Raw genomic sequence first — 20,333 nt, forward strand, 5'->3', positions numbered from 1 at the left:
TTCCCCCAAACTAAACATGTTCATACAGACCTACATATGCTTTGTCCTGTAAACCGTAAAATAACTGATCAAAAATCCGATAACGGCGCCGATAATAATGCCGGCTAAATATCCGAACATTGTGTCCGTGACCCCATATCCGAAAACTCCAAAACCCATAACCGCAAACGCGATTACCAATATCTGCACCGGGCGGTCCAATTTTTTCCAAAGAAAGAATCTGCCGTTCCGTTCATTCGGATGTTTCAGAAAGCTGACGTAACCGATCAGATAAAAGACGAGGCTCATGACTGCCGGAATGATTAAGACCAAATGTCTCTCTCTGATCCAGTCGTTAAACACATATCCAATAGGTGTTACAAATATAAAAAGACGAGATTCGATATAGCTGCTGATGAAAGAGAATTCATTACCAATACTAAAATCGAAAACAACCTCCAAATTCGCGGCCGGCAGACCGATGAGTAAAAAGGGCAGAATCGTTACGGTAAACGCCGTTAACAGCTGAGCGAATATATGGCCCGTCAATGCTCCGGATGCCATTAACAGAGCGTAAGCCATAAAACTGATGACAATCATTCCGATTGAAAAATGATCAAAATCGTACGTATGGCTCGGTTTCAGCAGAGAAATCAGCAATGACGCCGCTCCGTAGCCTATCGCCTGGGGAACAACTATGACTGCCCCGCCAAGCCAGAATTTGGTCTGAAAGATTTGGCTTCTGCTGTAAGGCATGCTTAACAGGGCATCCATCGTTCCCTTTGTCCGCTCCAAGCCTAATAAGAAGACGGCAATGATGACACTCACAACCCAGCTGAAGGAAAGAAGCGACCCATTCGTATAACTGACGACGAACTCACAATCTTGCGGAGCTGGATGATTCAAACATCCTTGATATGTTACGTAATTGTTATAAACCATAAAAGGATTTGCCGCTATTAAAAAAATACTGCTCAATAAAAACAACCACTGATTTTTCTTCAATTCAGTGTACAATAGCCCCCGCGGTATCATTCCGGTCCTCCTTTCTTACACATGCTTCGTTTTTTTATAAATCGCAAAATAACTGACCAAAAATCCGACCGCTCCTCCGACCAGCATCCCGACCGCATACCCTGTCATCGTCTGTCCCGTCGAGTACCCCGCCAGGCCAAAACCGAGAACGGCGATTATGATTACGACAATCTGAATGGGCCGGTCAAGCTGTCTCCAGAGGAAAAAACGGCCGTTACGTTCTACGGGCTGTCTGACATAGCATAAGTACCCGATGGCATAAAATATAACGCTCATTACTGCCGGGATGATTAATATATACTTGCTGGCAGATACCCAATTCGTATCAATGTACGTAATCGGATTCAGATATTGAAAAGAATTGTTTAGGTAAGCATTGACTGGCGGCATCAGCTCATGCATGCCGACCCCGAAGATGACTTCCGCATTTGTCAACGGCAACGTAATAATCAGGTAAGGCGCTATCGATACAGCAAACGCCGTTAACAGCTGGGCGAACGTATTGCCCGTTAAGCAGCCTGCGCTTACGACCAATGTAAAAGCCAAAACACTCACAATGATCTCTCCGACGCTGTAATGGTGGAAGAAATATACGCGCTCAGGCTTTAACAGAAGGATCAACAGCTCAGCCAGCCCGTAGCCGATGACCTGAAAGCCGGCAATGACCGACGCTCCGAGCCAAAATTTAGTGTGAAACACCTGAGCGCGGGAATAAGGCAGACTGAAAAGCGTATCAATCGTTCCTTTTGTGCGCTCCAGTCCGAATAAACAAACCGCCAAAATCACAGCGGGCGCCCAGTTCAAGTTCAGCATTCTGCTCTCAAAAGAATTCACATAAAACTTACAATATGCTCCCGGGGTATCCAGACAGCCTTGGTAGACCAGATAGGTATTTAACACTTCAAACGGATTGACCGCCGCTAAAAAAAGGCCGACCATAACGAGAACAGTACGATTCTGCATCCATTCCCTGTACAGCAATCCCCTGTCTACCATCTCCGGTTCCCTCCAAACTTCGCGATGAAGACTTCTTCTAAGTTTACAGGAAGCTCATTCCACACTTTTGGGCGCAGCTCTTGCAGAAATTTCTTTTTCTTCTCATCGTTCTTCGGAATCAGCACTGTATAAAACACACCGGCATGGTCGAGGATCGGTATGTTTTGTTCTCTGATCATCAAGTTGACATCCTCATCAAACGCCATTTGGATTTTCATGTAATCTTCTTTCATATCATCCAAATCCATCACATTCGTCAGCTGATTTCCTTCCAAAAATCCGATCCGGTTGCACATGCGCTCAATATCTTCTAAACGATGTGAAGTAATCAGAATGCTCGTTTCCCGTTCAGCCACTTCATCCACCATAAGCTGAAGCACGTCATGACGCGTTACGGCGTCAATTCCGTCCGTCGGTTCATCCAAAAGAATCAATGCCGGACGTGAAGCAAAGGCAAGGACGAGCGCCAGCTGTTTCTTCAGCCCTGTGGATAATTCCCGGTATTTCTTCGTTTCCGGAATGCTGTACCTGTTCATCAGCTCATTAGCGTAAGTCACATCAAAATTCGGATAGATTCTGCTTACAATAGCAACAAGCTGTTTATATGTATATTTGTCATAAAAAGGATTTTCAACAGGCATATAAATGATATTCTGTTTTACTTTTGGGTGCCGCTTTATCTCCACCTGATTAAATAAAACCGTCCCTTGATCCGGCAGCAGAATCTGCTGAATGAGCCGGAGCAGCGTTGTTTTCCCTGATCCGTTTCGGCCGAGCAGCCCGAAAATTTCTCCTTTTCCGATGGTGAGTGAAATATCCTTGAGCACTTCTTTACCGTCAATCGTTTTTGACAGATTGCGCAATTCAATCATGATCCCTGCCTCCTTTCACATCAGCGCTGATTTCCTTTATCCATTCCTGCAGCTTCTCCAGCTCAACTCCCGCGTAATGGGCATCGATGATGAGCTGTTTCAATTGCTCTTTTATCATCGTCATCTTCCCTTCAACCAATGTCTTTTTTGCATTCTCCGATATATACGTTCCTCTTCCCCTCAACGTTTCAATGACGCCATCGCGTTCAAGCTCCTTGTACGCTTTGCTGACTGTATTCGGATTGGCGATAATGATCGTTGCCAATTCCCTGACAGAAGGAAGTTTATCCCCCGGCTTCATGATCCCTTTTAAACAAAGCTCTTTCAATTGCTGTATGATCTGCTCATAAATCGGGGTTGAGCTTCTCGGATCGATTTGAATCATTTACTTCCCTTCTTTCTTTTACGAGCTGCTCTATTTCTTTAAATGTTCTGCCACTGAAAACCGATGACGACAAGAATGACAAACAGACTGCTGGCCAAAACCGAGGCGGCGATAATAAGAGGCACATCTTGTTTTACGGATCTTTTGTTTTTCATGAAGGCTCTCCTTTCCTATGCTCAACATTTATATTTCGATTTCATTTTTTGAGTGTTTGTGGTGTATTACATCAAGTAGTACACGTAATACAATAAACACACTTCGCCCTATTGTCAATTCTTTTTTAAAAAGAAATACAAAAAAACCCGCCGGGATTCCGGCAGGTCTTTTGCACCATCTAAAACGGTGGGGTCAGTAATCGAAATTACGCTGCAAAATCATATTGTTTTGCAGGGTCTGGAGCTGCAATCTCATTCGGTAAAGCTGCTCTCTTTGCTGATCATTCGCAGATAATGACAGCTTGTTTAATTCATTCACCGCGTTTTCAAGCATCATTTGCGCTTCACTGTACTCATTATCATTATAATGCTCTTGTTTGGAAGCGGTTATAAATTGCTCATTCGCAAATTCATACGCCTGTTCGCTTCTTTGGAGATGTTCATCTACTGATTGTCTTGTTGCCAACGAAACCCCTCCTCAGTGAATGGGAAATCAACCTTAGTTTGAGCGGACGAAAAATGATTAACACCCGAAGATTGCAGGAAAGGGAACCAAATTTTCCGTGGGTCAGGAAAAGGAATGAGAATCCTGCCCGCAGTTATAATAAACAAAAGAAAGCCGCATCTGTTTTCACATTGTGAACCCCCATCATTCATGCTACAATTTTAGGATGCATCTGATGTGAGGGAGGCTTTTTGAACATTGAACGAGAATAACCCTTTTCCTTATTCAAATACGGAAAAACGGTACCATACATTAAATTATCATCTGCGGGAGCATTTCGGGCATAAAGTGTTTAAAGTCGCGCTTGACGGCGGTTTTGACTGCCCGAATCGGGACGGCACAGTTGCACACGGCGGATGCACATTCTGCAGTGCGGCGGGATCAGGCGATTTTGCCGGCAACCGGGCCGATGACTTAATCACGCAATTTCACGATATCAAAAACCGCATGCACGAAAAGTGGAAAGACGGCAAATATATCGCATATTTCCAAGCGTTCACGAATACACATGCGCCGGTGGAGGAGCTGCGTGAGAAATTTGAATCCGTACTCAAGCTTGACGGCGTTGTCGGCATGTCTATCGCGACCCGTCCGGACTGCCTGCCGGATGATGTCGTGGAGTATTTGGCCGAACTGAATGAACGGACATATTTGTGGGTTGAGCTCGGGCTGCAGACCGTACATGAGCGGACCGCCCTTCTGATCAACCGCGCCCATGATTTTGACTGCTATGTTGAGGGCGTCAATAAACTGAGAAAACACGGCATCCGCGTTTGTTCCCATATCATTAACGGGCTTCCGCTCGAAAACAGGGACATGATGATGGAGACGGCCAAAGCCGTCGCTGATTTGGATGTTCAAGGCATTAAGATTCACCTGCTTCACTTATTAAAAGGCACACCGATGGTGAAGCAATATGAAAAAGGAAAGCTTGAATTCCTTTCGCAGGAAGAATATGTCCAGCTTGTATGTGATCAGCTCGAAATCATTCCCCCGGAAATGATCGTTCACCGCATTACGGGGGACGGGCCGATCGAATTAATGGTCGGGCCGATGTGGAGCGTCAATAAGTGGGAAGTACTGGGCGCCATTCAAAAAGAGCTGGAAACACGGGGAAGCTATCAAGGAAAGCTCTTCAGAAAAATCGGGGAGGAGTCTGCCCTATGACTTTGATGCACATCCTCCCTTTCAGTAAAGAATTGCTGAAGTCCGCCGCACAAGAAGGAGATATCACGGTTGACGCGACAATGGGCAACGGGCATGATACATATTTTCTGGCCGGCCTTGTCGGTGAGACAGGACATGTCCATGCCTTTGATATTCAGGCGGACGCACTCACCAAAACGAAGGAGCGTCTCGGTGCCGCCCTCGGCCCGCGCGTCACGCTGCACCATAAGAGCCATGATCAAATAAAGGCATCTCTGCCCGAGGACGCACACGGGCGTGTGGCTTGTGCCGTGTTTAATCTCGGCTATCTGCCCGGCGGCAATAAAAGCATTACGACAAACGGGCACTCGACCATTTCTGCAATCGAACAGCTCCTTGAACTGCTGAAAGAGAACGGGCTGATCGTTCTCGTGGTCTACCACGGGCATCCTGAAGGCAAGACGGAAAAGAATGCGCTTCTGGAATATTGTGAAAACCTTGATCAGGAAAAGGCGCGGGTGCTGAGCTACGGCTTTCTCAACCAGCGAAACGACCCGCCGTTTATTATAGCGATTGAAAAGAAATCTCCTGGTAAATAAAGAATCGGCCTGTCATAAACGGGCCGATTCTTTTTGTGAACGTGTTTACTTTTTCAAAAAAGTCAATTACCATGAAATAATGGGAAAAAGTTCATTTTTCCAATGAAACACCTGAGAGGAGCAGCAGTTTGAATATTCTTCGCATCATTTTTTCAAGTGTTCCCTACGTGATGTTCATCATCATTTTATCAAGACATTTAGGATTTGAGTTCGCGAAAACCTATTATTGGTGGTTTGCTGCATTTTTCGTCATCGGGCTGGTCGGCAAATTTGTAATGCACTTTGCGGAAAAAAAGAAACCATTAAAAAAAGAGACAGCGTAAATTGCGCATGTCTCTTTTTCATTTACTGTTTTTGCAGCACGCTGCGTGTAGAAGCGGGATTGTTTGTAAATACACCATCTACTTTTTGTTTCAGCATAATCGGCGTTAAAGTCCGCTCATCTTTCTTATCAAAAAATACATGCACCTTCATCTTATTATGATGGATACGCTTTACAACGGTCTCATTTGTTAATTTTGCATTAAGCCCGACTGTATCAGCATATGTTCTGATGGCTTGCAGCTGCTTATCATTTATCTTCTCAGCCTCTTTATCTTTTAATAATTGAACAAGAGGAACGTTTTTATTCATAGATCGGACTTTCTTTAAGCTCTTCTCGCTAAAAGATTCAATGACTGCTTTATGGCTGGAAATCAGTTTATGTTTTTGTAGTATGTCAATCAGCTTCTTTTCCATAACTAAACTTCCGTCGCTTTCTCTTGTCTCAATATAGTAATTGGCAGTTTGTCCGAATTTCTGTATGATTTCTTCTAAAGTTAAAATCTTTTCTCCTTTTCCCGCGTCCAGTTTCTTGATCTGAGCCAAAGATAGATCCTCTGTCATTCCTTTACCATCAGTTGTCCGGTCTACGGTCTTATCATGAATTGCAATCAGATGGCCGTCCTTTGTCTCCCTTAAGTCTATTTCAATATAGTCTGTTTTGTCTTTAATGGCACGTGCATAAGATAAAGATGTATGTTCCGGCTCAATCGCAGAAGAGCCTCTATGCGCTATCAATATGGGATGATAGCCGGCGGAAGCATGTATGACGGAGCAGCCGCCGGAAATGGAAAGTAATCCTATGATGACTAAATACTTTAATTTTTTCATAAAATTAGAGTATCATATTCTGACAGGACAAACAATGTTTCATCCTACACCTCATGAATAAAAAACTGCGCCTTCATGATATACACGAAAGGCGCAGTTCACTTTTCACCCATTACGAACTTTTCGTCCAAGCCATCTTCTGAAATTTACGGTAGGCTCTGCCGTTGATATAAAAGAAAAATGATGTTTTTCCGCTTGCCCTGATCAGCTTTCGCGCGAGGCGGCCCATTTCTTTTTGGCTGGCGACTTTGTCATCGGATAAATAGACGCCGAGCAGCCCCCGGTTAATCAGCCGGTGAAAATTTTCATGCGGAATGCCGTGCAAATGTTCATCCGCTTTTTCAATAAAATGCTTCAGTCTCTGCATCATTTCTTCATGAGATTGATAATACGTACAGAAATTCAGATCGCCTTCAAGCAGATCCTCTTCCTGGTCTATTAGGTAATCGAGCAGAATGTGCAGCCCTTGTATGTACGGAAAATAACTGCTGCGGATTTTCTCAGCGGTATGTTCGTTGAAATCAGGCTGGAATGAGTAAGCGACGAGACAGAAAATGCCTAACGTCGATCCTGCGCAAGCCGAGAATTCAAACCACTCCATTTCCGGAAGCTGTGACCGGTACTGCTCAAACCAGCTTTTAAGCCTCGGAACGCGTTCATGCTCAACGACATGCTTATGCACCTGAAGATCGCAATAATAATCGCACAGCTCAAGCAAATAAGGTTTAATGATGCCGTAGTGTTCTATTGACCCAAGCACCCGCTGGCATGTTCTGACCAGCTCATGAAGATAACCGCCGTCATCCTGCTCCTCTCTGTACTGATAGTACGGCTGCACCTCGGCACCGACTGTCAGCGCGTCACGCATGGAAAGATGAAGCATGCGGAAATCTTCCGGATCAAGCGATGTGCTGCGGTCGCACAGATTGTCCAGATAATCACTGATCGTCTGATACGCTATGATAAATTGCACGCATTTCTGTTTTTGCTCTCCCGACAGCAGGGCTAAAATGCCGCCGCCCTCACAATGAAACGATTTATCACGGATACTTGCGGCCGCCTGCTCCCGCAGTTCGGTATTTTTAATGGAATCTGATTTTTCCCGCCATATATTCAATTCCTGATGTACGAGCGGAAAAATTTCACGATACACTTTTGCCATAAGGTTAAAAGGATGTTCCGGTACTGTCAACAAATGCACCCCCAGCGAATTCAAATATACTGATCTGTAAAGGCTTTCGCCGCCTTAAACACAGCTTCTCTTTCCGGTTCATTAAAAATTTCATGATAAAGCCCTTCCCATTCCCGGTATGATTTATTATGGGAAGCCACACCGGAAAACCATTTGCGGACCTTCATTTTATCAACGATTTTGTCATCGCCGCCCTGCATAAGCAAAAGCGGCACTTTTAAAAACGCATCAGTCGGCACCATAGCGGCATCAATGGTTTTTAAAAGCTCTCTGTACCATCTTACAGATACTTTCGTGACATATAAAGAATCGTTTTGATCCGCTTCAATCATATCCGCATTCCTCGTCGCCATATCAGGTGATAAACCGGAGTCCACTCTGAGGGACGGGGTGAGGACATTCAGTCCTTTAGACGCAAAATCAAGCACTTTATTGACTTTTATTTGCAGCCCAAGACAAGGTGATGATAAAATGAGTGCCGTAATGCGGGGATTTCTCTGCTGCTTAAACCATTCTATCGCAATCAGTCCGCCCATGCTGTGGCCCAAAAGGAAAACGGGCGATTCAAGCGTTCTCGCTTTATCAATCCATATATCTACTTCATCAATGTATTCTTGGAAAGAGCGAATATGCCCTCTGGCGCGGGTGGATGTTCCCTGACCGGGCAAATCACCCATCACCACGTTATATCCGGAAGATCTCCACATTTCAACGAGCCATTTATAACGCCCGTGGTATTCGCTTGCCCCGTGGATTATGACAATGGTACCGACGGGCCTGTCTGCTTTCCAAGTCCACATGCTGTTCACCTCTTACATAAATTTAGAGAAAGAAGGATGAGACATGATAATCTACCCTTATAAAGAATTTACGCCGGACATACATCCTGAAGCGTTTATTGCGGATAACGCCGTCATTACGGGCGACGTCGTGATCGGAGAACAATCAAGCATTTGGTTCTCAGCCGTCATCCGCGGGGATGTGGCGCCGACAAGAATCGGAAAAAGAGTCAGCATTCAAGACTTGAGCTGTCTGCATCAAAGTCCGGGACGCCCGCTTCTTATTGAAGATGACGTCACGATCGGCCATCAGGTTACACTGCACAGCGCAATCATCAGAAAGAATGCTTTAATCGGTATGGGCTCCGTCATTCTGGACGGGGCAGAAATCGGAGAGGGCGCGTTTATCGGCGCGGGAAGTCTCGTTCCTCCCGGCAAAACCATTCCGCCCGGCTTTCTTGCGTTCGGCCGCCCCGCAAAGGTCATCCGCCGGCTGACAGAAGAAGATGTACGTGACATGGAAAGAATCAGAACGGAATATGTTGAAAAAGGCCGATACTATAAAGCACTGCAAGAGAAATAAAAAAGATCAGCTTTGTTTTACTACTGTACCATTTTTCAAAATATTATTTAAGCAAAAACCATTTGCGTTCTGCTGGTTGTCAGAAAACAGAAGCAAAATGTTCAGGAATTTGTTTTATTCTTCCCCCTTTGACCCGATCCTATGAAAAAAGAGCCCATTTCAGCGGGCTCTTTTTTTACGCTTTTTCGGCAAATGTCTGGCCATTTTCCAGATTTATGTGTTTTCTTTTATGGAAGCCTTTCCCGTAATAGGCTGCTAATAATATGCCGAACCAGGCAGGACCGATGATGACGGCCACTCGGGTCTCTGCATTAAAAGCCATCAGTACAACGACAAAAGCGAGAAATGCCAGTGAGATATAAGAGGAAAAGGGATATAAAGGCATTTTATATTTCAGTTTTTTTCGTTCTTCCGGCTGTAAGCTTTTACGATATTTCATTTGAGAAAGCAAAATAATCGCCCACGTCCAAATCGCTCCGAACGTCGCAATGCTTGTCACCCATGTAAACACTTTCGCCGGCACCACGTAGTTCAACAGAACGCCGATGCATAACGCACCCGCTGAAACCACTACCGCTTTTCCCGGCACCCCGCCTTTTGTGACCGTGCCGTAGGCTTTAGGGGCTTCATTTTGCTCGGCCAGATTAAACAGCATGCGTCCTGTGCTGAAGATCCCGCTGTTGCAGGAAGAAAGAGCCGCCGTCAAAACGACAAAATTAATGATTCCGGCCGCTGCGGGTATTCCGATTTTTTCAAATGTCAAAACAAACGGGCTTCCGCCTGAACCGATTTCCTGCCACGGATAAATTGACATAATGACAAACAAAGCTCCGACGTAAAAAATGAGAATTCGCCAAAAAACAGTATCAATGGCGCGCGCCAGTGATTTTTCCGGATTTTTGACCTCACCGGCTGTGACACCGATCAGCTCAATCCCGAGATATGCAAACATGACCATCTGCAGCGACAGCAGCACCCCTTTAATCCCATTCGGGAAAAAGCCGCCGTGGCTCCATAAATTGCTGATTCCGAGCGCAACGCCTCCGTTTCCGAGACCGAATACGATCATCACAAGGCCGATCGCAATCATTGACAGAATCGCCAGAACTTTAATGAGCGCAAACCAGAATTCAAGCTCACCGTATGCTTTGACCGCCAGAAAGTTCACAGCCGTCATAATGACGAGTGCACAAAGCGCCCAGATCCATGACGGCACGTCAGGGAACCAGTAGCCCATATAAATGCCGACCGCGGTGATTTCCGCCATGCAGGTAACGACCCATAAAAACCAATAATTCCAGCCCGTTAAAAACCCCGCCAGCGGGCCGAGATAATCTCTGGCATACCGGCTGAATGAGCCGGCCACAGGTTTTTGAATCGCCATTTCCCCTAATGCCCGCATAATAAAAAACATAATCAGCCCGCTGCAGGCGTAAGCGGCTAAAATCCCCGGCCCGGCAAGCTTTATGGCCGAAGCTGATCCGAGAAACAGCCCGACTCCTATCGCGGCTCCCAAAGACATAAGCGAGATATGCCGCTCTTCCAAGCCGCGGTGAAGCGTTTTTCCTTTGTTTTGCATAACTCTCCCTCCCCCTGATTGTGACAGAAAAAACAAACCGAGACGAAATAGCCAGAAAACACTCTCCGGAATCTGCCCGATTAGTCCTATAATAACATTTTTCTGAATATTGCGTAATACTTTACGAAAAACATAGCGGAATAGGAGGTTTTAAAAAAAAGAAAAAAGGCTTTCGATAACATCGAAAGCCTTTTGGATTAAACGAAGATGACTTCTTTCGGCTGATGATTCAGCTCTTCCGGCACCAGTCTTTTTTCGACATTGATGCTGTGCCAGATCATGAAGATCAGCACGGTCCAGATTTTGCGGCTGTTATCCGCTCTGTCGGCACAATGATCTTCAAGAAGCTGAAGGACATAATCCTTTTCAATATAAGCGTCTGTTTCACTTTCATGGATGATGTTGCGCACCCATTCGTTCATTTCATTTTTCAGCCAGTGGCGGATCGGCACAGGGAAGCCGAGTTTTTTGCGGTTAAGCACATGATCAGGCACTACCCCTTCAGCGGCTTTACGCAGGAGGTATTTCGTCGTGCCGTTTTTCGTTTTCAGTTCATCCGGAATTTTAGAGGCCACGTCAAACACGACTTTATCAAGGAACGGCACGCGCAGCTCCAATGAGTTGGCCATCGTCATTTTGTCAGCCTTTAACAGAATGTCGCCGCGCATCCACGTATGAATGTCGACATACTGCATTTTATTAATGTCACTGTATGAACGGCTTTCCGTAAAGTACGGCTTCGTGACATCACGGTATGAAAGCTCTGAATTGTAATGTTTAAGCAGCTGTTTTTTCACAGGCTCTTCAAAAATCTTCGCATTTCCGATATAGCGCTCCTCAAGCGGTGTGCAGCCGCGGACTAAGAGGCTTTTCCCTCTCATTCCTTCAGGCATGACGGATGCCACATGAAGAAGCATTTTTTTCAGTCCGGACGGAATGCGTTCAAACGGTTTAAGCGACAGCGGTTCGCGGTAAATATTGTACCCGCCGAACAGCTCGTCCGCGCCTTCCCCGGATAACGCGACCGTTACATGTTTTTTCGCTTCTTTCGCGACAAAGTACAAAGGAATCGCCGCCGGATCTGCAAGCGGGTCATCAAAGTGCCAGACGATTTTCGGAAGCTCGTTCATATACTCCTCAGGAGAAATGACTTTGCTGATATTTTCAATCCCGAGCGCGGCAGCTGTTTCCTTCGCTACATCAACTTCACTGAAGCCCTGCTGCTCAAAGCCGACAGAAAATGTTTTAAGGTTCGGGTGAAATTCTTTCGCAACTGAGACGATAAAAGAAGAGTCAATACCGCCGGATAGGAACGAGCCGACGGGAACGTCACTTCTCATGTGGACTTTGACAGAGTCAAAGATTGCGTCTCTGACTTCTTTCACCAATTTATCTTCATCAGACTGAACGGGCTTAAAGTTCGCTTTGAAATACGTTTTAAACGCGATATCGCCTTCCGGGCGGATCGTAAACTGGCTGCCCGGCTCGACTTTTTTCACTTCAGCGTCAAGCGTGCTCGGTTCAGGAACGAATTGGAAAGACATATATTGCTGTAAAGAAGCTGTATCAAGATCAATACCGTTTTGAGCGGCCATTAAACTTTTTCTTTCAGATGCAAAATACACTTTGTCCCCGATAGTTGTGTAATACAGCGGTTTAATTCCGAACGGGTCTCTCGCGCCGTACATGACGCGGTCAGCTTTGTTCCAGATTAAAAACGCGAACATTCCGCGAAGCTTTGAAGCGGCTTCTTCTTTATAATGGCGGTATGTCGCAAGGAGCACCTCGGTATCGGAATCTGTATTGAACTTGTAGCCTTTCGCTTCAAGCTCTTCTCTCAATTCAATGTAGTTATAGATTTCGCCGTTAAAAATGATCCAATATTTTTCGTCTTCATATGATAAAGGCTGTCCGCCGTTTTCTACGTCAATAATACTGAGCCGTCTGAAGCCGAAACCGACGTGCTCGTCATGATAATACCCATCGCTGTCAGGACCGCGGTGAACGATCATTTGGTTCATTTGTTTGATTAGCTCTTCTTGATCTGCGGTTTGAGTTAATGGATGCTTATTAAAAACACCGACAAATCCACACATAGTATAGCCTCCATAAGTGTAATTTTCTAATTGGACCCCCTTTTTATAGACGCTTTGTTACGCCATTGGTTTCACGCTATGTAAAAAATCAGCATGGCAGCATCTGCAAAAAGGGAAAGCCGCTTAAGTAAGCGGCTATAAAATTATTCTCCTAGTGCTTCTTTGCGAAGCGTATCCGCCTTGTCAGTACGCTCCCAAGGAAGATCCACATCATGGCGTCCGAAGTGGCCGTAAGCAGCAGTCTGCTTATAGATCGGGCGGCGCAAATCAAGCATTTTAATAATGCCGGCAGGTCTCAGGTCGAAGTTATTCCGTACGACTTCGATCAGTTTCTCTTCAGAAGCTTTTCCTGTATCAAACGTATTGATGGAAATAGAAACAGGCTGTGCCACGCCGATTGCGTATGCAAGCTGCACTTCACAAGAATCAGCAAGGCCTGCTGCCACGATGTTTTTCGCTACGTATCTCGCAGCGTATGCCGCAGAACGGTCTACCTTCGTCGCGTCCTTACCGGAGAACGCGCCGCCGCCGTGGCGTGCATATCCGCCGTATGTGTCAACGATGATTTTACGGCCGGTAAGACCCGCATCACCTTGCGGACCGCCGATTACGAAACGTCCCGTAGGGTTGATGAAGTATTTTGTTTCTTCATCAATCAGTTCCTCAGGCACGACAGGGTTAATGACATGCTCTTTCAGATTGCGCTGAATCTGCTCAAGCGTAATTTCCGGATGGTGCTGAGTTGAGATGACGATCGCATCGATGCGGACAGGTTTGTTGTTTTCATCATATTCAACGGTAACTTGCGTTTTTCCGTCAGGGCGAAGGTACGGAAGAATATCTTCTTTGCGGACTTCGCTCAGACGGCGGGCTAATTTATGCGCCAGTGAGATCGGAAGCGGCATAAGCTCTTTCGTTTCGTTACACGCATAACCGAACATCAGACCTTGGTCCCCCGCTCCGATCGCTTCGATTTCAGCATCGCTCATTGTGCCTTCACGAGCTTCAAGAGCCTGATCGACACCCATTGCGATATCCGCAGACTGTTCATCAATTGATGTTAAAACAGCGCAAGTCTCCGCATCAAATCCGTATTTGGCACGTGTGTAGCCGATTTCTTTAATCGTTTCACGGACTGTTTTCGGAATGTCAACGTATGTTGATGTTGTAATCTCTCCGCTTACCAGCACAAGGCCTGTCGTTACAGACGTTTCGCAGGCTACGCGCGCGTTCGGGTCATTTTTTAAAATCTCATCTAAGATACTGTCAGAAATTTGGTCACAGATTTTATCCGGATGACCCTCGGTAACAGATTCAGATGTAAATAGTCGACGGTTTTTACTCATTCACTTTTCCTCCTGAAAAAAGATCTTTTGCAAGACCTTTTCATATGATACGGAACTCGCTCCCTCTTAATACAATGTCATACTATATCAGAGAATGTTAATTGGCATATTTTATGAAATAAAAAAACCTTTTCCACTCGAGGAAAGGGTTTGGTCTGTGTGCCTTTCACTCTTATCGCTCAAGGAAATATTAAACCTTGCATCAGGTTAGCACCTTGGTTTCCCACAGTGTTTTCACCTGCTTTTTTACAGAGAAACCGGTTGCTGGGCTTCATCGGGCCTGTCCCTCCGCCAGCTCGGGATAAGAGTATCCGCTCAATGAAATATCTTAACGTAAAAGGGCGGAAAGTGTCAATATGAATTAAAGCGATTACGCGCCTTTATTTCAGGAAGCAATGGAAAAAACACAAACAAAAAACAACAAATAGTATAGACTATTTTTAGATATATGTTATACTAATTCCACATTCAGCGAAATACAAATAAACCGGCAAAGGAAGGTTTTTATGAAATTAGTTGATTTAACCGCAGATCTTCAAGCGTTACTTGCAAGTCCGAATGTGCATCATAATTTATCGGCTCCAAAACTTACCGAAAAAGTGATCAGCCGAAATGAAGGAACGCTGACATCAACAGGCGCCGTACGCGCCACTACCGGAGCATATACGGGCCGATCACCTAAAGATAAATTTATCGTCCGCGAAAAAAGCACAGAAAATCAAATTGATTGGGGCGCGGTGAACCAGCCTATTTCTGAAGAAGCGTTTGAAAAGCTGTACGCCAAAGTCGTCAGCTACTTAAAACAGAGAGATGAACTGTTTGTTTTTGAAGGATTCGCAGGCGCAGATGAAAAATACAGACTGCCGATTACAGTCGTAAATGAATTTGCGTGGCATAATTTATTCGCGCGCCAGCTGTTTATCAGACCGGAGACGAATGAAAGAGATCCGCAAGCACAGCCGTTTACCATTCTTTCAGCTCCGCATTTTAAAGCTGATCCGCAAACGGACGGCACGCATTCCGAAACGTTTATCATTGTGTCCTTCGAAAAGCGCGTCATTTTAATCGGCGGTACCGAGTACGCCGGAGAAATGAAAAAATCAATATTCTCGATTATGAACTTTTTGCTCCCGCAGCAGGATATTCTGCCGATGCACTGCTCAGCCAACGTCGGTGAAAAAGGCGATGTCGCCCTGTTTTTCGGTCTTTCCGGCACAGGGAAAACGACGCTTTCAGCCGATGCGGACCGGAAACTGATCGGCGATGACGAGCACGGCTGGTCTGATTCCGGCGTTTTTAACATTGAAGGCGGATGTTACGCTAAATGTATCAATCTGAGCGAAGAAAAAGAACCGCAGATTTTTCATGCGATCCGCTTCGGGTCTGTTCTTGAGAATGTTGTGCTTGATGAGAAAACGGGTGAGGCTGATTACGACAATTCCTTCTACACGGAAAATACAAGAGCCGCATACCCGATTGAGATGATCGGCAATATCGTGCAGCCGAGCATTGCCGGTCACCCGCAGGCGATCGTCTTTTTAACGGCGGATGCATTTGGTGTGCTCCCTCCGATCAGCAAACTGACGAAGGAGCAGGCGATGTATCATTTCTTAAGCGGGTACACCAGCAAACTTGCCGGAACCGAACGCGGCGTGACATCTCCGCAAACGACTTTCTCCACGTGCTTCGGTTCACCGTTTTTGCCGCTTCCGGCTCACGTATATGCCGAAATGCTCGGGAAGAAAATCGACGAACACGGCGTTCAAGTCTTTCTGGTCAACACAGGCTGGACCGGCGGAGGGTACGGAGTCGGAGAGCGGATGAAACTTTCGTATACAAGAGCGATGGTCAAAGCCGCAATTAACGGCACGCTTGATCAGACAGACATGACAGCAGACAGCATTTTCGGACTGCACAGCCCCGTTCATGTTCCGGGCGTTCCGGATGAGGTTCTTCAGCCTGAAAACACATGGAGCGATAAAAAAGCATACAACGAAAAAGCGCTGTTTTTAGCCAATGAGTTTAAAGAAAACTTTAAAAAGTTTTCCCATGCAGACTCGATTGCCAAAGCCGGCGGACCTCTCGTTTAACTAAAAAAGCCAAGGGCGTATATGCCCTCGGCTTTTGTTTTTTCAGTTTGTCGAATGAAGCGAAGTGAGTCTGTATGTAATGCTTGTCCGGCCGTTCGCCCATTCGAGCTTTTGGACTTCGCCCGTGCCGGATTTCTCGCCGGTTTTTGTTTTGCGCACGTCCATCGGAATATCAAGAGGATAGACCCGATAGCCCTCTTTCTCTAATAAAAAGATATTTTCCTCTATCCGTTTTTCATTGCCTTTTGTCACAATCATGGTATTAAATTCTACAGGCATTCCCAAAATGAAAATCCCCTTTCATTCTCTTTTTCTATATTATCATATCATAAATCCGGCATTTTACCGTGTCTTCATCCATTCCGCCAGACGCCGGACAATGCGCCTGTTTTCCTGCGGGGGAAAATAATGCGTGAAACCGCTGTAATACCAGGTTTCCACCGGTTTCCCCGTCTCTTTCAGCTTGTCCTCAATCATCCTGGCGTGCTCGATCGAGACATTTTCGTCATTTTCTCCATGGATGAGCAGCACAGGCGCCTGGATGCGGTCTGCTCTTTCAAACGGCGAACGCCATCTGTATTCATCCGGCACTTTTTTCGGCGTGCCGCCGATCACCCGCTTCATCATCCGCCGCAAATCCTTCCGCTCTTCATAAGTAAGCGCCATATCACTCACACCGCCCCAAGAAACGAGCGAAGCCGCTTGATGCCCCATCTCGATCGCAGTCAAAAGACCCATGATTCCGCCCCGGGAAAATCCAAAAATATGAATCCGCCCTTCCCTGACGTTCGGATGCTCCTGAAGCAGGCGGAAAGCGGAAAACGCGTCCTCTCTGTCCTCTCCCGCAAAATCTTCATTTCCCTCCCCGCCCTGATTGCCTCTGTAATAAGGCGCAAACACGACAAAACCTTGGGAAGCGAATTGAACGATTCTTCCCGGACGGACCATGCCGACATTTTTAATGCCGCCGCGCAAATATAAAAAACCGTCGTATGTTTCCGGCGCCGCAGGCTCGGCAAGGAGCCCTTTTACCTTCAGCCCTTCTGACTCATAGCACACCGTAAAGAGGCGGACATGCGGACTCGGAGACGGAAACCTTTTCTTTTCAACAAGCAAAACAAATGAGCCTCCTTCCATCATCAGTTTTTTATTCTTTCCCAACCTGAATATGGGCACTCACACATTTTTTATACCCATCATACGATATGTAAAGCAAAAAAGGTTATTTTAACGCTTAAAACAAGGAGGTTACACCGTGAACAAATGGCTCAAAACGAGCTGCGTCTTTGTCATATGCTCCTTTTTCCTGCTCATTCTTCCGGCCTGCCGACAGGAAGAAAGTCTGACGAAGGTAAAGGTGGCGGAAGTCACACACTCCATCTTCTATACCCCTATGTATGTCGCTGAAGCGAAAGGTTTCTTTAAAAAAGAAGGGCTTCACGTTTCACTTCAAACCACATGGGGCGGAGACAAAACGATGACATCGCTTTTGTCAAACGGCTCTGATATCGCGCTGGTCGGTTCTGAAACATCCATTTACGTGGAAGCGCAAGGAGCAAAAGATCCTATCATCAACTTCGCGCAGCTGACACAGACAGACGGTACATTTCTCGTGGCGCGGAAGGATGTGACATCATTCAAGTGGGACGATTTAAAAGGAAAAACATTTCTCGGCCAGCGTAAAGGCGGTATGCCCCAAATGACCGGTGAGTACGTCCTGAAGAAGCATCACATACAGCCGAAAAAAGACATTAACCTGATTCAGAACATTGATTTCGCCAATATTTCCAACGCATTCGCATCCGGAACCGGTGATTATGTCCAGCTGTTTGAACCGACGGCATCCCAATTTGAAAAAGAAGGCATCGGCCATATCGTCGCATCCTTCGGAGAAGCTTCCGGCCAAGTGCCTTACACAACCTTTATGGCAAAAGAAAGCTATTTAAAAAACAATGAAAAAACGGCGGAAAAATTCACCCGCGCCATCTACCGCGCCCAGCAATGGGTGGAAAGCCATCCGGCCAAAGACATCGCAAAAACGATTCAAAAGGAATTTGCCGATACCGATCCTGCCATTATTGAAGCATCGATAGACCGTTATAAAAAACAAAAATCATTCTCTTCGGACCCCGTTCTGCAAGAGGATGAATGGGAACAGCTTCAATCTATTATGGATGAAGCCGGGGAGCTCCCAAAACATATTCCGTACAGCAAACTCGTCAACACAAAAATCGCCAAAAAAGTCACCTCAGAACAATAGGAGGAACATGAATGTCTTTTTTACATGTGGATCATGTGACACATACTTATTTCTCGCTGAAAGAAAAAACAACTGCCGTGAAAGATATACATCTTCATATTGAAAAAGGGGATTTCATCTCCTTTCTCGGACCAAGCGGATGCGGAAAAACAACACTCCTATCCATTCTTGCCGGCCTTATTGCCCCCGCACAAGGCCGGGTGCTTATTGAAGGCAGCGTGCCGAACCATAAAGAACACCAAATCGGCTATATGCTTCAGCAGGATTATTTATTTCCTTGGAAATCAATTGAGGAAAACGTGCTGCTCGGTTTACACATCTCCAAAACATTAACAGAAGAAAAGAGAGCTGAAGTTCTCGGCCTTCTGCCTAAGCTCGGATTAATCGGCGTCGAAAAAAAATATCCGAAAGAGCTGTCAGGGGGAATGCGGCAGCGGGCGGCACTTGCCCGAACCCTTGCCCCGGACCCGGGCCTGCTGCTTCTTGATGAGCCGTTTTCCGCACTGGACTTTCAAACGAAGCTTTCTTTAGAAAACCTTGTCTTCAGAACATTAAAGGATTTTCAAAAAACCGCCGTACTCGTCACCCACGATATCGGTGAAGCCATCGCGATGAGCGATACGATCTATTTATTTTCGAATCAGCCGGGAACGATCCACCAAATCTTCACCGTGCCTAAGGAGCTTGCCGCCTTAGATCCGTTTGACGCGCGTCAGAACCCGGCCTTTCAGCCGCTGTTTCAAACCATATGGAAGGAGCTGAATTCTCTTGAAAAACAGCAGCGGCACGATTGAAGAGCTTCATCAGCAGTTTAAGAAAAAACACCAAAAAGAAAAACGCCGGATCCGTGCGTATCAGGCCGCCATTTTTATCGTATTTTTTGCAGGGTGGGAAATATCGAGCAAAGCGGGCTGGATCGATCCGTTAATTTTCAGCTCCCCCTCTGCCGTTTGCAGACTCTTAGTTGAAAAGATTGCGGACGGATCCCTTGCGGCGCACATCGGTGTCACATTAGGCGAAACCGTTCTCGGCTTTGTGCTCGGCACCCTTCTCGGCACATGTCTCGCCGCTCTGTTATGGTGGTCAAACAGGCTCGCACGGATTTTAGACCCGTACCTCGTCATTTTAAACGCGATGCCGAAGGTCGCACTCGGACCGATTCTCATCGTCGCACTCGGACCGAATTTTACAAGTATCGTAGCCATGGGAGCAGTCATCAGTGTCATTATCACGACAATCGTCGTCTTTACGGCTTTTCAGGAAGTGGATGAAAATTATATTAAGGTCATGAAAACCTTTGGAGCGAAAAGGCGCATCATGTTTAAAGAAGTCATTCTGCCGGCGTGTGCCCCTGCCATTGTTTCTGCGCTTAAAGTGAATGTCGGTTTATCCTGGGTCGGTGTCATTGTCGGCGAGTTTCTCGTTTCCGAAAAAGGTTTAGGCTACATGATCATATACGGATTTCAAGTCTTCAATTTCACCCTTGTATTTTTAAGCCTTCTGATCATCGCGATTTTTGCGACATTAATGTATCAGGGAGTGGAGCTGTTAGAGAGAAAATGGACGAAAGGAAAAATATAAAAA

General features: G+C 46.0%; 21 protein-coding genes and 1 riboswitch. Of the genes, 8 read left to right on the plus strand and 13 right to left on the minus strand.

The annotated features are described in order from the left end of the window. Nucleotides 1–30 precede the first annotated feature (30 nt). The 5 genes from QRX25_RS14145 to QRX25_RS14170 form a co-directional block, all read right to left on the minus strand. Nucleotides 31–1,014: an ABC transporter permease gene (locus QRX25_RS14145; RefSeq protein WP_212098803.1), complete on the minus strand. Its 984-nt coding sequence runs from the start codon at nt 1,012–1,014 to the stop codon at nt 31–33. 15 nt (nt 1,015–1,029) lie between these two features. After that, on the minus strand, nt 1,030–2,010 hold the full coding sequence (locus QRX25_RS14150; protein WP_212098806.1) for an ABC transporter permease subunit: 981 nt from the start codon (nt 2,008–2,010) through the stop codon (nt 1,030–1,032). Further along, nucleotides 2,004–2,882: an ABC transporter ATP-binding protein gene (locus QRX25_RS14155; protein WP_013353258.1), complete on the minus strand. Its 879-nt coding sequence runs from the start codon at nt 2,880–2,882 to the stop codon at nt 2,004–2,006. Before QRX25_RS14155 ends, QRX25_RS14150 begins: the two co-directional genes overlap by 7 nt. Next, nucleotides 2,875–3,267, minus strand: a complete 393-nt coding sequence (locus tag QRX25_RS14160) for a GntR family transcriptional regulator (RefSeq protein WP_013353259.1) — start codon at nt 3,265–3,267, stop codon at nt 2,875–2,877. Before QRX25_RS14160 ends, QRX25_RS14155 begins: the two co-directional genes overlap by 8 nt. Nucleotides 3,268–3,615: 348 nt before the next feature. After that, a complete protein-coding gene (locus QRX25_RS14170; RefSeq protein WP_016938496.1) occupies nt 3,616–3,888 on the minus strand; it encodes a YtzC family protein in 273 nt (90 codons plus the stop codon). A gap of 237 nt (nt 3,889–4,125) precedes the next feature. Between QRX25_RS14170 and mnmL the strand changes: the two genes are divergently transcribed. The 3 genes from mnmL (at nt 4,126) to QRX25_RS14185 (ending at nt 5,995) form a co-directional block, all read left to right on the plus strand. Continuing rightward, nucleotides 4,126–5,094, plus strand: coding sequence for a tRNA modification radical SAM protein MnmL/YtqA (gene mnmL, locus QRX25_RS14175; protein ID WP_212098809.1), 969 nt, complete (start codon nt 4,126–4,128; stop codon nt 5,092–5,094). Continuing rightward, entirely contained in the window at nt 5,091–5,672 is a 582-nt protein-coding gene (gene mnmM / locus QRX25_RS14180; RefSeq protein WP_212098811.1) for a tRNA 5-(aminomethyl)-2-thiouridylate-methyltransferase MnmM, read from the plus strand. The genes mnmL and mnmM overlap by 4 nt, the downstream gene beginning before the upstream one ends. Nucleotides 5,673–5,800: 128 nt before the next feature. Next, nucleotides 5,801–5,995, plus strand: a complete 195-nt coding sequence (locus tag QRX25_RS14185) for a hypothetical protein (protein ID WP_014470848.1) — start codon at nt 5,801–5,803, stop codon at nt 5,993–5,995. Nucleotides 5,996–6,017: 22 nt separating this feature from the next. Here the strand turns inward: QRX25_RS14185 and QRX25_RS14190 are convergent, their stop codons facing one another. The 3 genes from QRX25_RS14190 to QRX25_RS14200 form a co-directional block, all read right to left on the minus strand. Beyond that, nucleotides 6,018–6,824 carry a glycerophosphodiester phosphodiesterase family protein gene (locus tag QRX25_RS14190; protein WP_115997788.1) on the minus strand — a complete coding sequence of 269 codons (807 nt, stop codon included), beginning with the start codon at nt 6,822–6,824 and terminating at the stop codon, nt 6,018–6,020. Between the two features lie 112 nt (nt 6,825–6,936). Further along, nucleotides 6,937–8,016, minus strand: coding sequence for a tetraprenyl-beta-curcumene synthase (gene tbcS, locus QRX25_RS14195; RefSeq protein ID WP_013353263.1), 1,080 nt, complete (start codon nt 8,014–8,016; stop codon nt 6,937–6,939). Nucleotides 8,017–8,036: 20 nt separating this feature from the next. Beyond that, on the minus strand, nt 8,037–8,816 hold the full coding sequence (locus tag QRX25_RS14200; protein WP_115997789.1) for an alpha/beta hydrolase: 780 nt from the start codon (nt 8,814–8,816) through the stop codon (nt 8,037–8,039). 46 nt (nt 8,817–8,862) lie between these two features. On the opposite strand from QRX25_RS14200, the gene QRX25_RS14205 reads away from it, so the two are divergent. Beyond that, nucleotides 8,863–9,378, plus strand: a complete 516-nt coding sequence (locus tag QRX25_RS14205; RefSeq protein ID WP_115997848.1) for a gamma carbonic anhydrase — start codon at nt 8,863–8,865, stop codon at nt 9,376–9,378. 175 nt (nt 9,379–9,553) lie between these two features. Here QRX25_RS14205 and alaP read toward each other — a convergent pair whose 3' ends face one another. The 3 genes from alaP to metK all read right to left on the minus strand — a co-directional run bounded on the left by alaP (nt 9,554) and on the right by metK (nt 14,399). Further along, entirely contained in the window at nt 9,554–10,957 is a 1,404-nt protein-coding gene (gene alaP / locus QRX25_RS14210) for an alanine permease AlaP (RefSeq protein WP_065982136.1), read from the minus strand. Nucleotides 10,958–11,154: 197 nt separating this feature from the next. Beyond that, nucleotides 11,155–13,053: an asparagine synthase (glutamine-hydrolyzing) gene (asnB, locus tag QRX25_RS14215; protein WP_013353267.1), complete on the minus strand. Its 1,899-nt coding sequence runs from the start codon at nt 13,051–13,053 to the stop codon at nt 11,155–11,157. A gap of 143 nt (nt 13,054–13,196) precedes the next feature. Further along, nucleotides 13,197–14,399, minus strand: coding sequence for a methionine adenosyltransferase (gene metK, locus QRX25_RS14220; RefSeq protein ID WP_065982137.1), 1,203 nt, complete (start codon nt 14,397–14,399; stop codon nt 13,197–13,199). Between the two features lie 169 nt (nt 14,400–14,568). Then, nucleotides 14,569–14,707, minus strand: a riboswitch (SAM riboswitch). A 198-nt stretch (nt 14,708–14,905) separates the two neighbouring features. Between metK and pckA the strand changes: the two genes are divergently transcribed. Beyond that, entirely contained in the window at nt 14,906–16,489 is a 1,584-nt protein-coding gene (pckA, locus tag QRX25_RS14225; RefSeq protein ID WP_115997791.1) for a phosphoenolpyruvate carboxykinase (ATP), read from the plus strand. Nucleotides 16,490–16,531: 42 nt separating this feature from the next. Here the strand turns inward: pckA and QRX25_RS14230 are convergent, their stop codons facing one another. Further along, the gene (locus QRX25_RS14230) at nt 16,532–16,774 is read right to left on the minus strand and encodes a DUF2584 domain-containing protein (protein ID WP_003152249.1); all 243 of its coding nucleotides are present in this window, start codon (nt 16,772–16,774) and stop codon (nt 16,532–16,534) included. A gap of 57 nt (nt 16,775–16,831) precedes the next feature. Next, on the minus strand, nt 16,832–17,605 hold the full coding sequence (locus tag QRX25_RS14235) for an alpha/beta hydrolase family protein (protein WP_212098813.1): 774 nt from the start codon (nt 17,603–17,605) through the stop codon (nt 16,832–16,834). 139 nt (nt 17,606–17,744) lie between these two features. Here QRX25_RS14235 and QRX25_RS14240 point away from each other — a divergent pair, with 139 nt between their 5' ends. The 3 genes from QRX25_RS14240 to QRX25_RS14250 are packed head-to-tail and all read left to right on the plus strand — an operon-like array spanning nt 17,745 to nt 20,330. Then, nucleotides 17,745–18,749, plus strand: a complete 1,005-nt coding sequence (locus QRX25_RS14240) for an ABC transporter substrate-binding protein (protein ID WP_212098815.1) — start codon at nt 17,745–17,747, stop codon at nt 18,747–18,749. Between the two features lie 11 nt (nt 18,750–18,760). Beyond that, on the plus strand, nt 18,761–19,543 hold the full coding sequence (locus QRX25_RS14245; protein ID WP_065982141.1) for an ABC transporter ATP-binding protein: 783 nt from the start codon (nt 18,761–18,763) through the stop codon (nt 19,541–19,543). After that, complete coding sequence (locus QRX25_RS14250; protein WP_115997794.1) at nt 19,518–20,330, plus strand: ABC transporter permease; 813 nt, start codon at nt 19,518–19,520, stop codon at nt 20,328–20,330. The genes QRX25_RS14245 and QRX25_RS14250 overlap by 26 nt, the downstream gene beginning before the upstream one ends. The last annotated feature ends 3 nt before the right edge of the window (nt 20,331–20,333 follow it).

The sequence above is a fragment of the Bacillus sp. L381 genome (assembly GCF_030284525.1).
GTDB classification, from domain to species: Bacteria; Bacillota; Bacilli; order Bacillales; family Bacillaceae; genus Bacillus; species Bacillus amyloliquefaciens.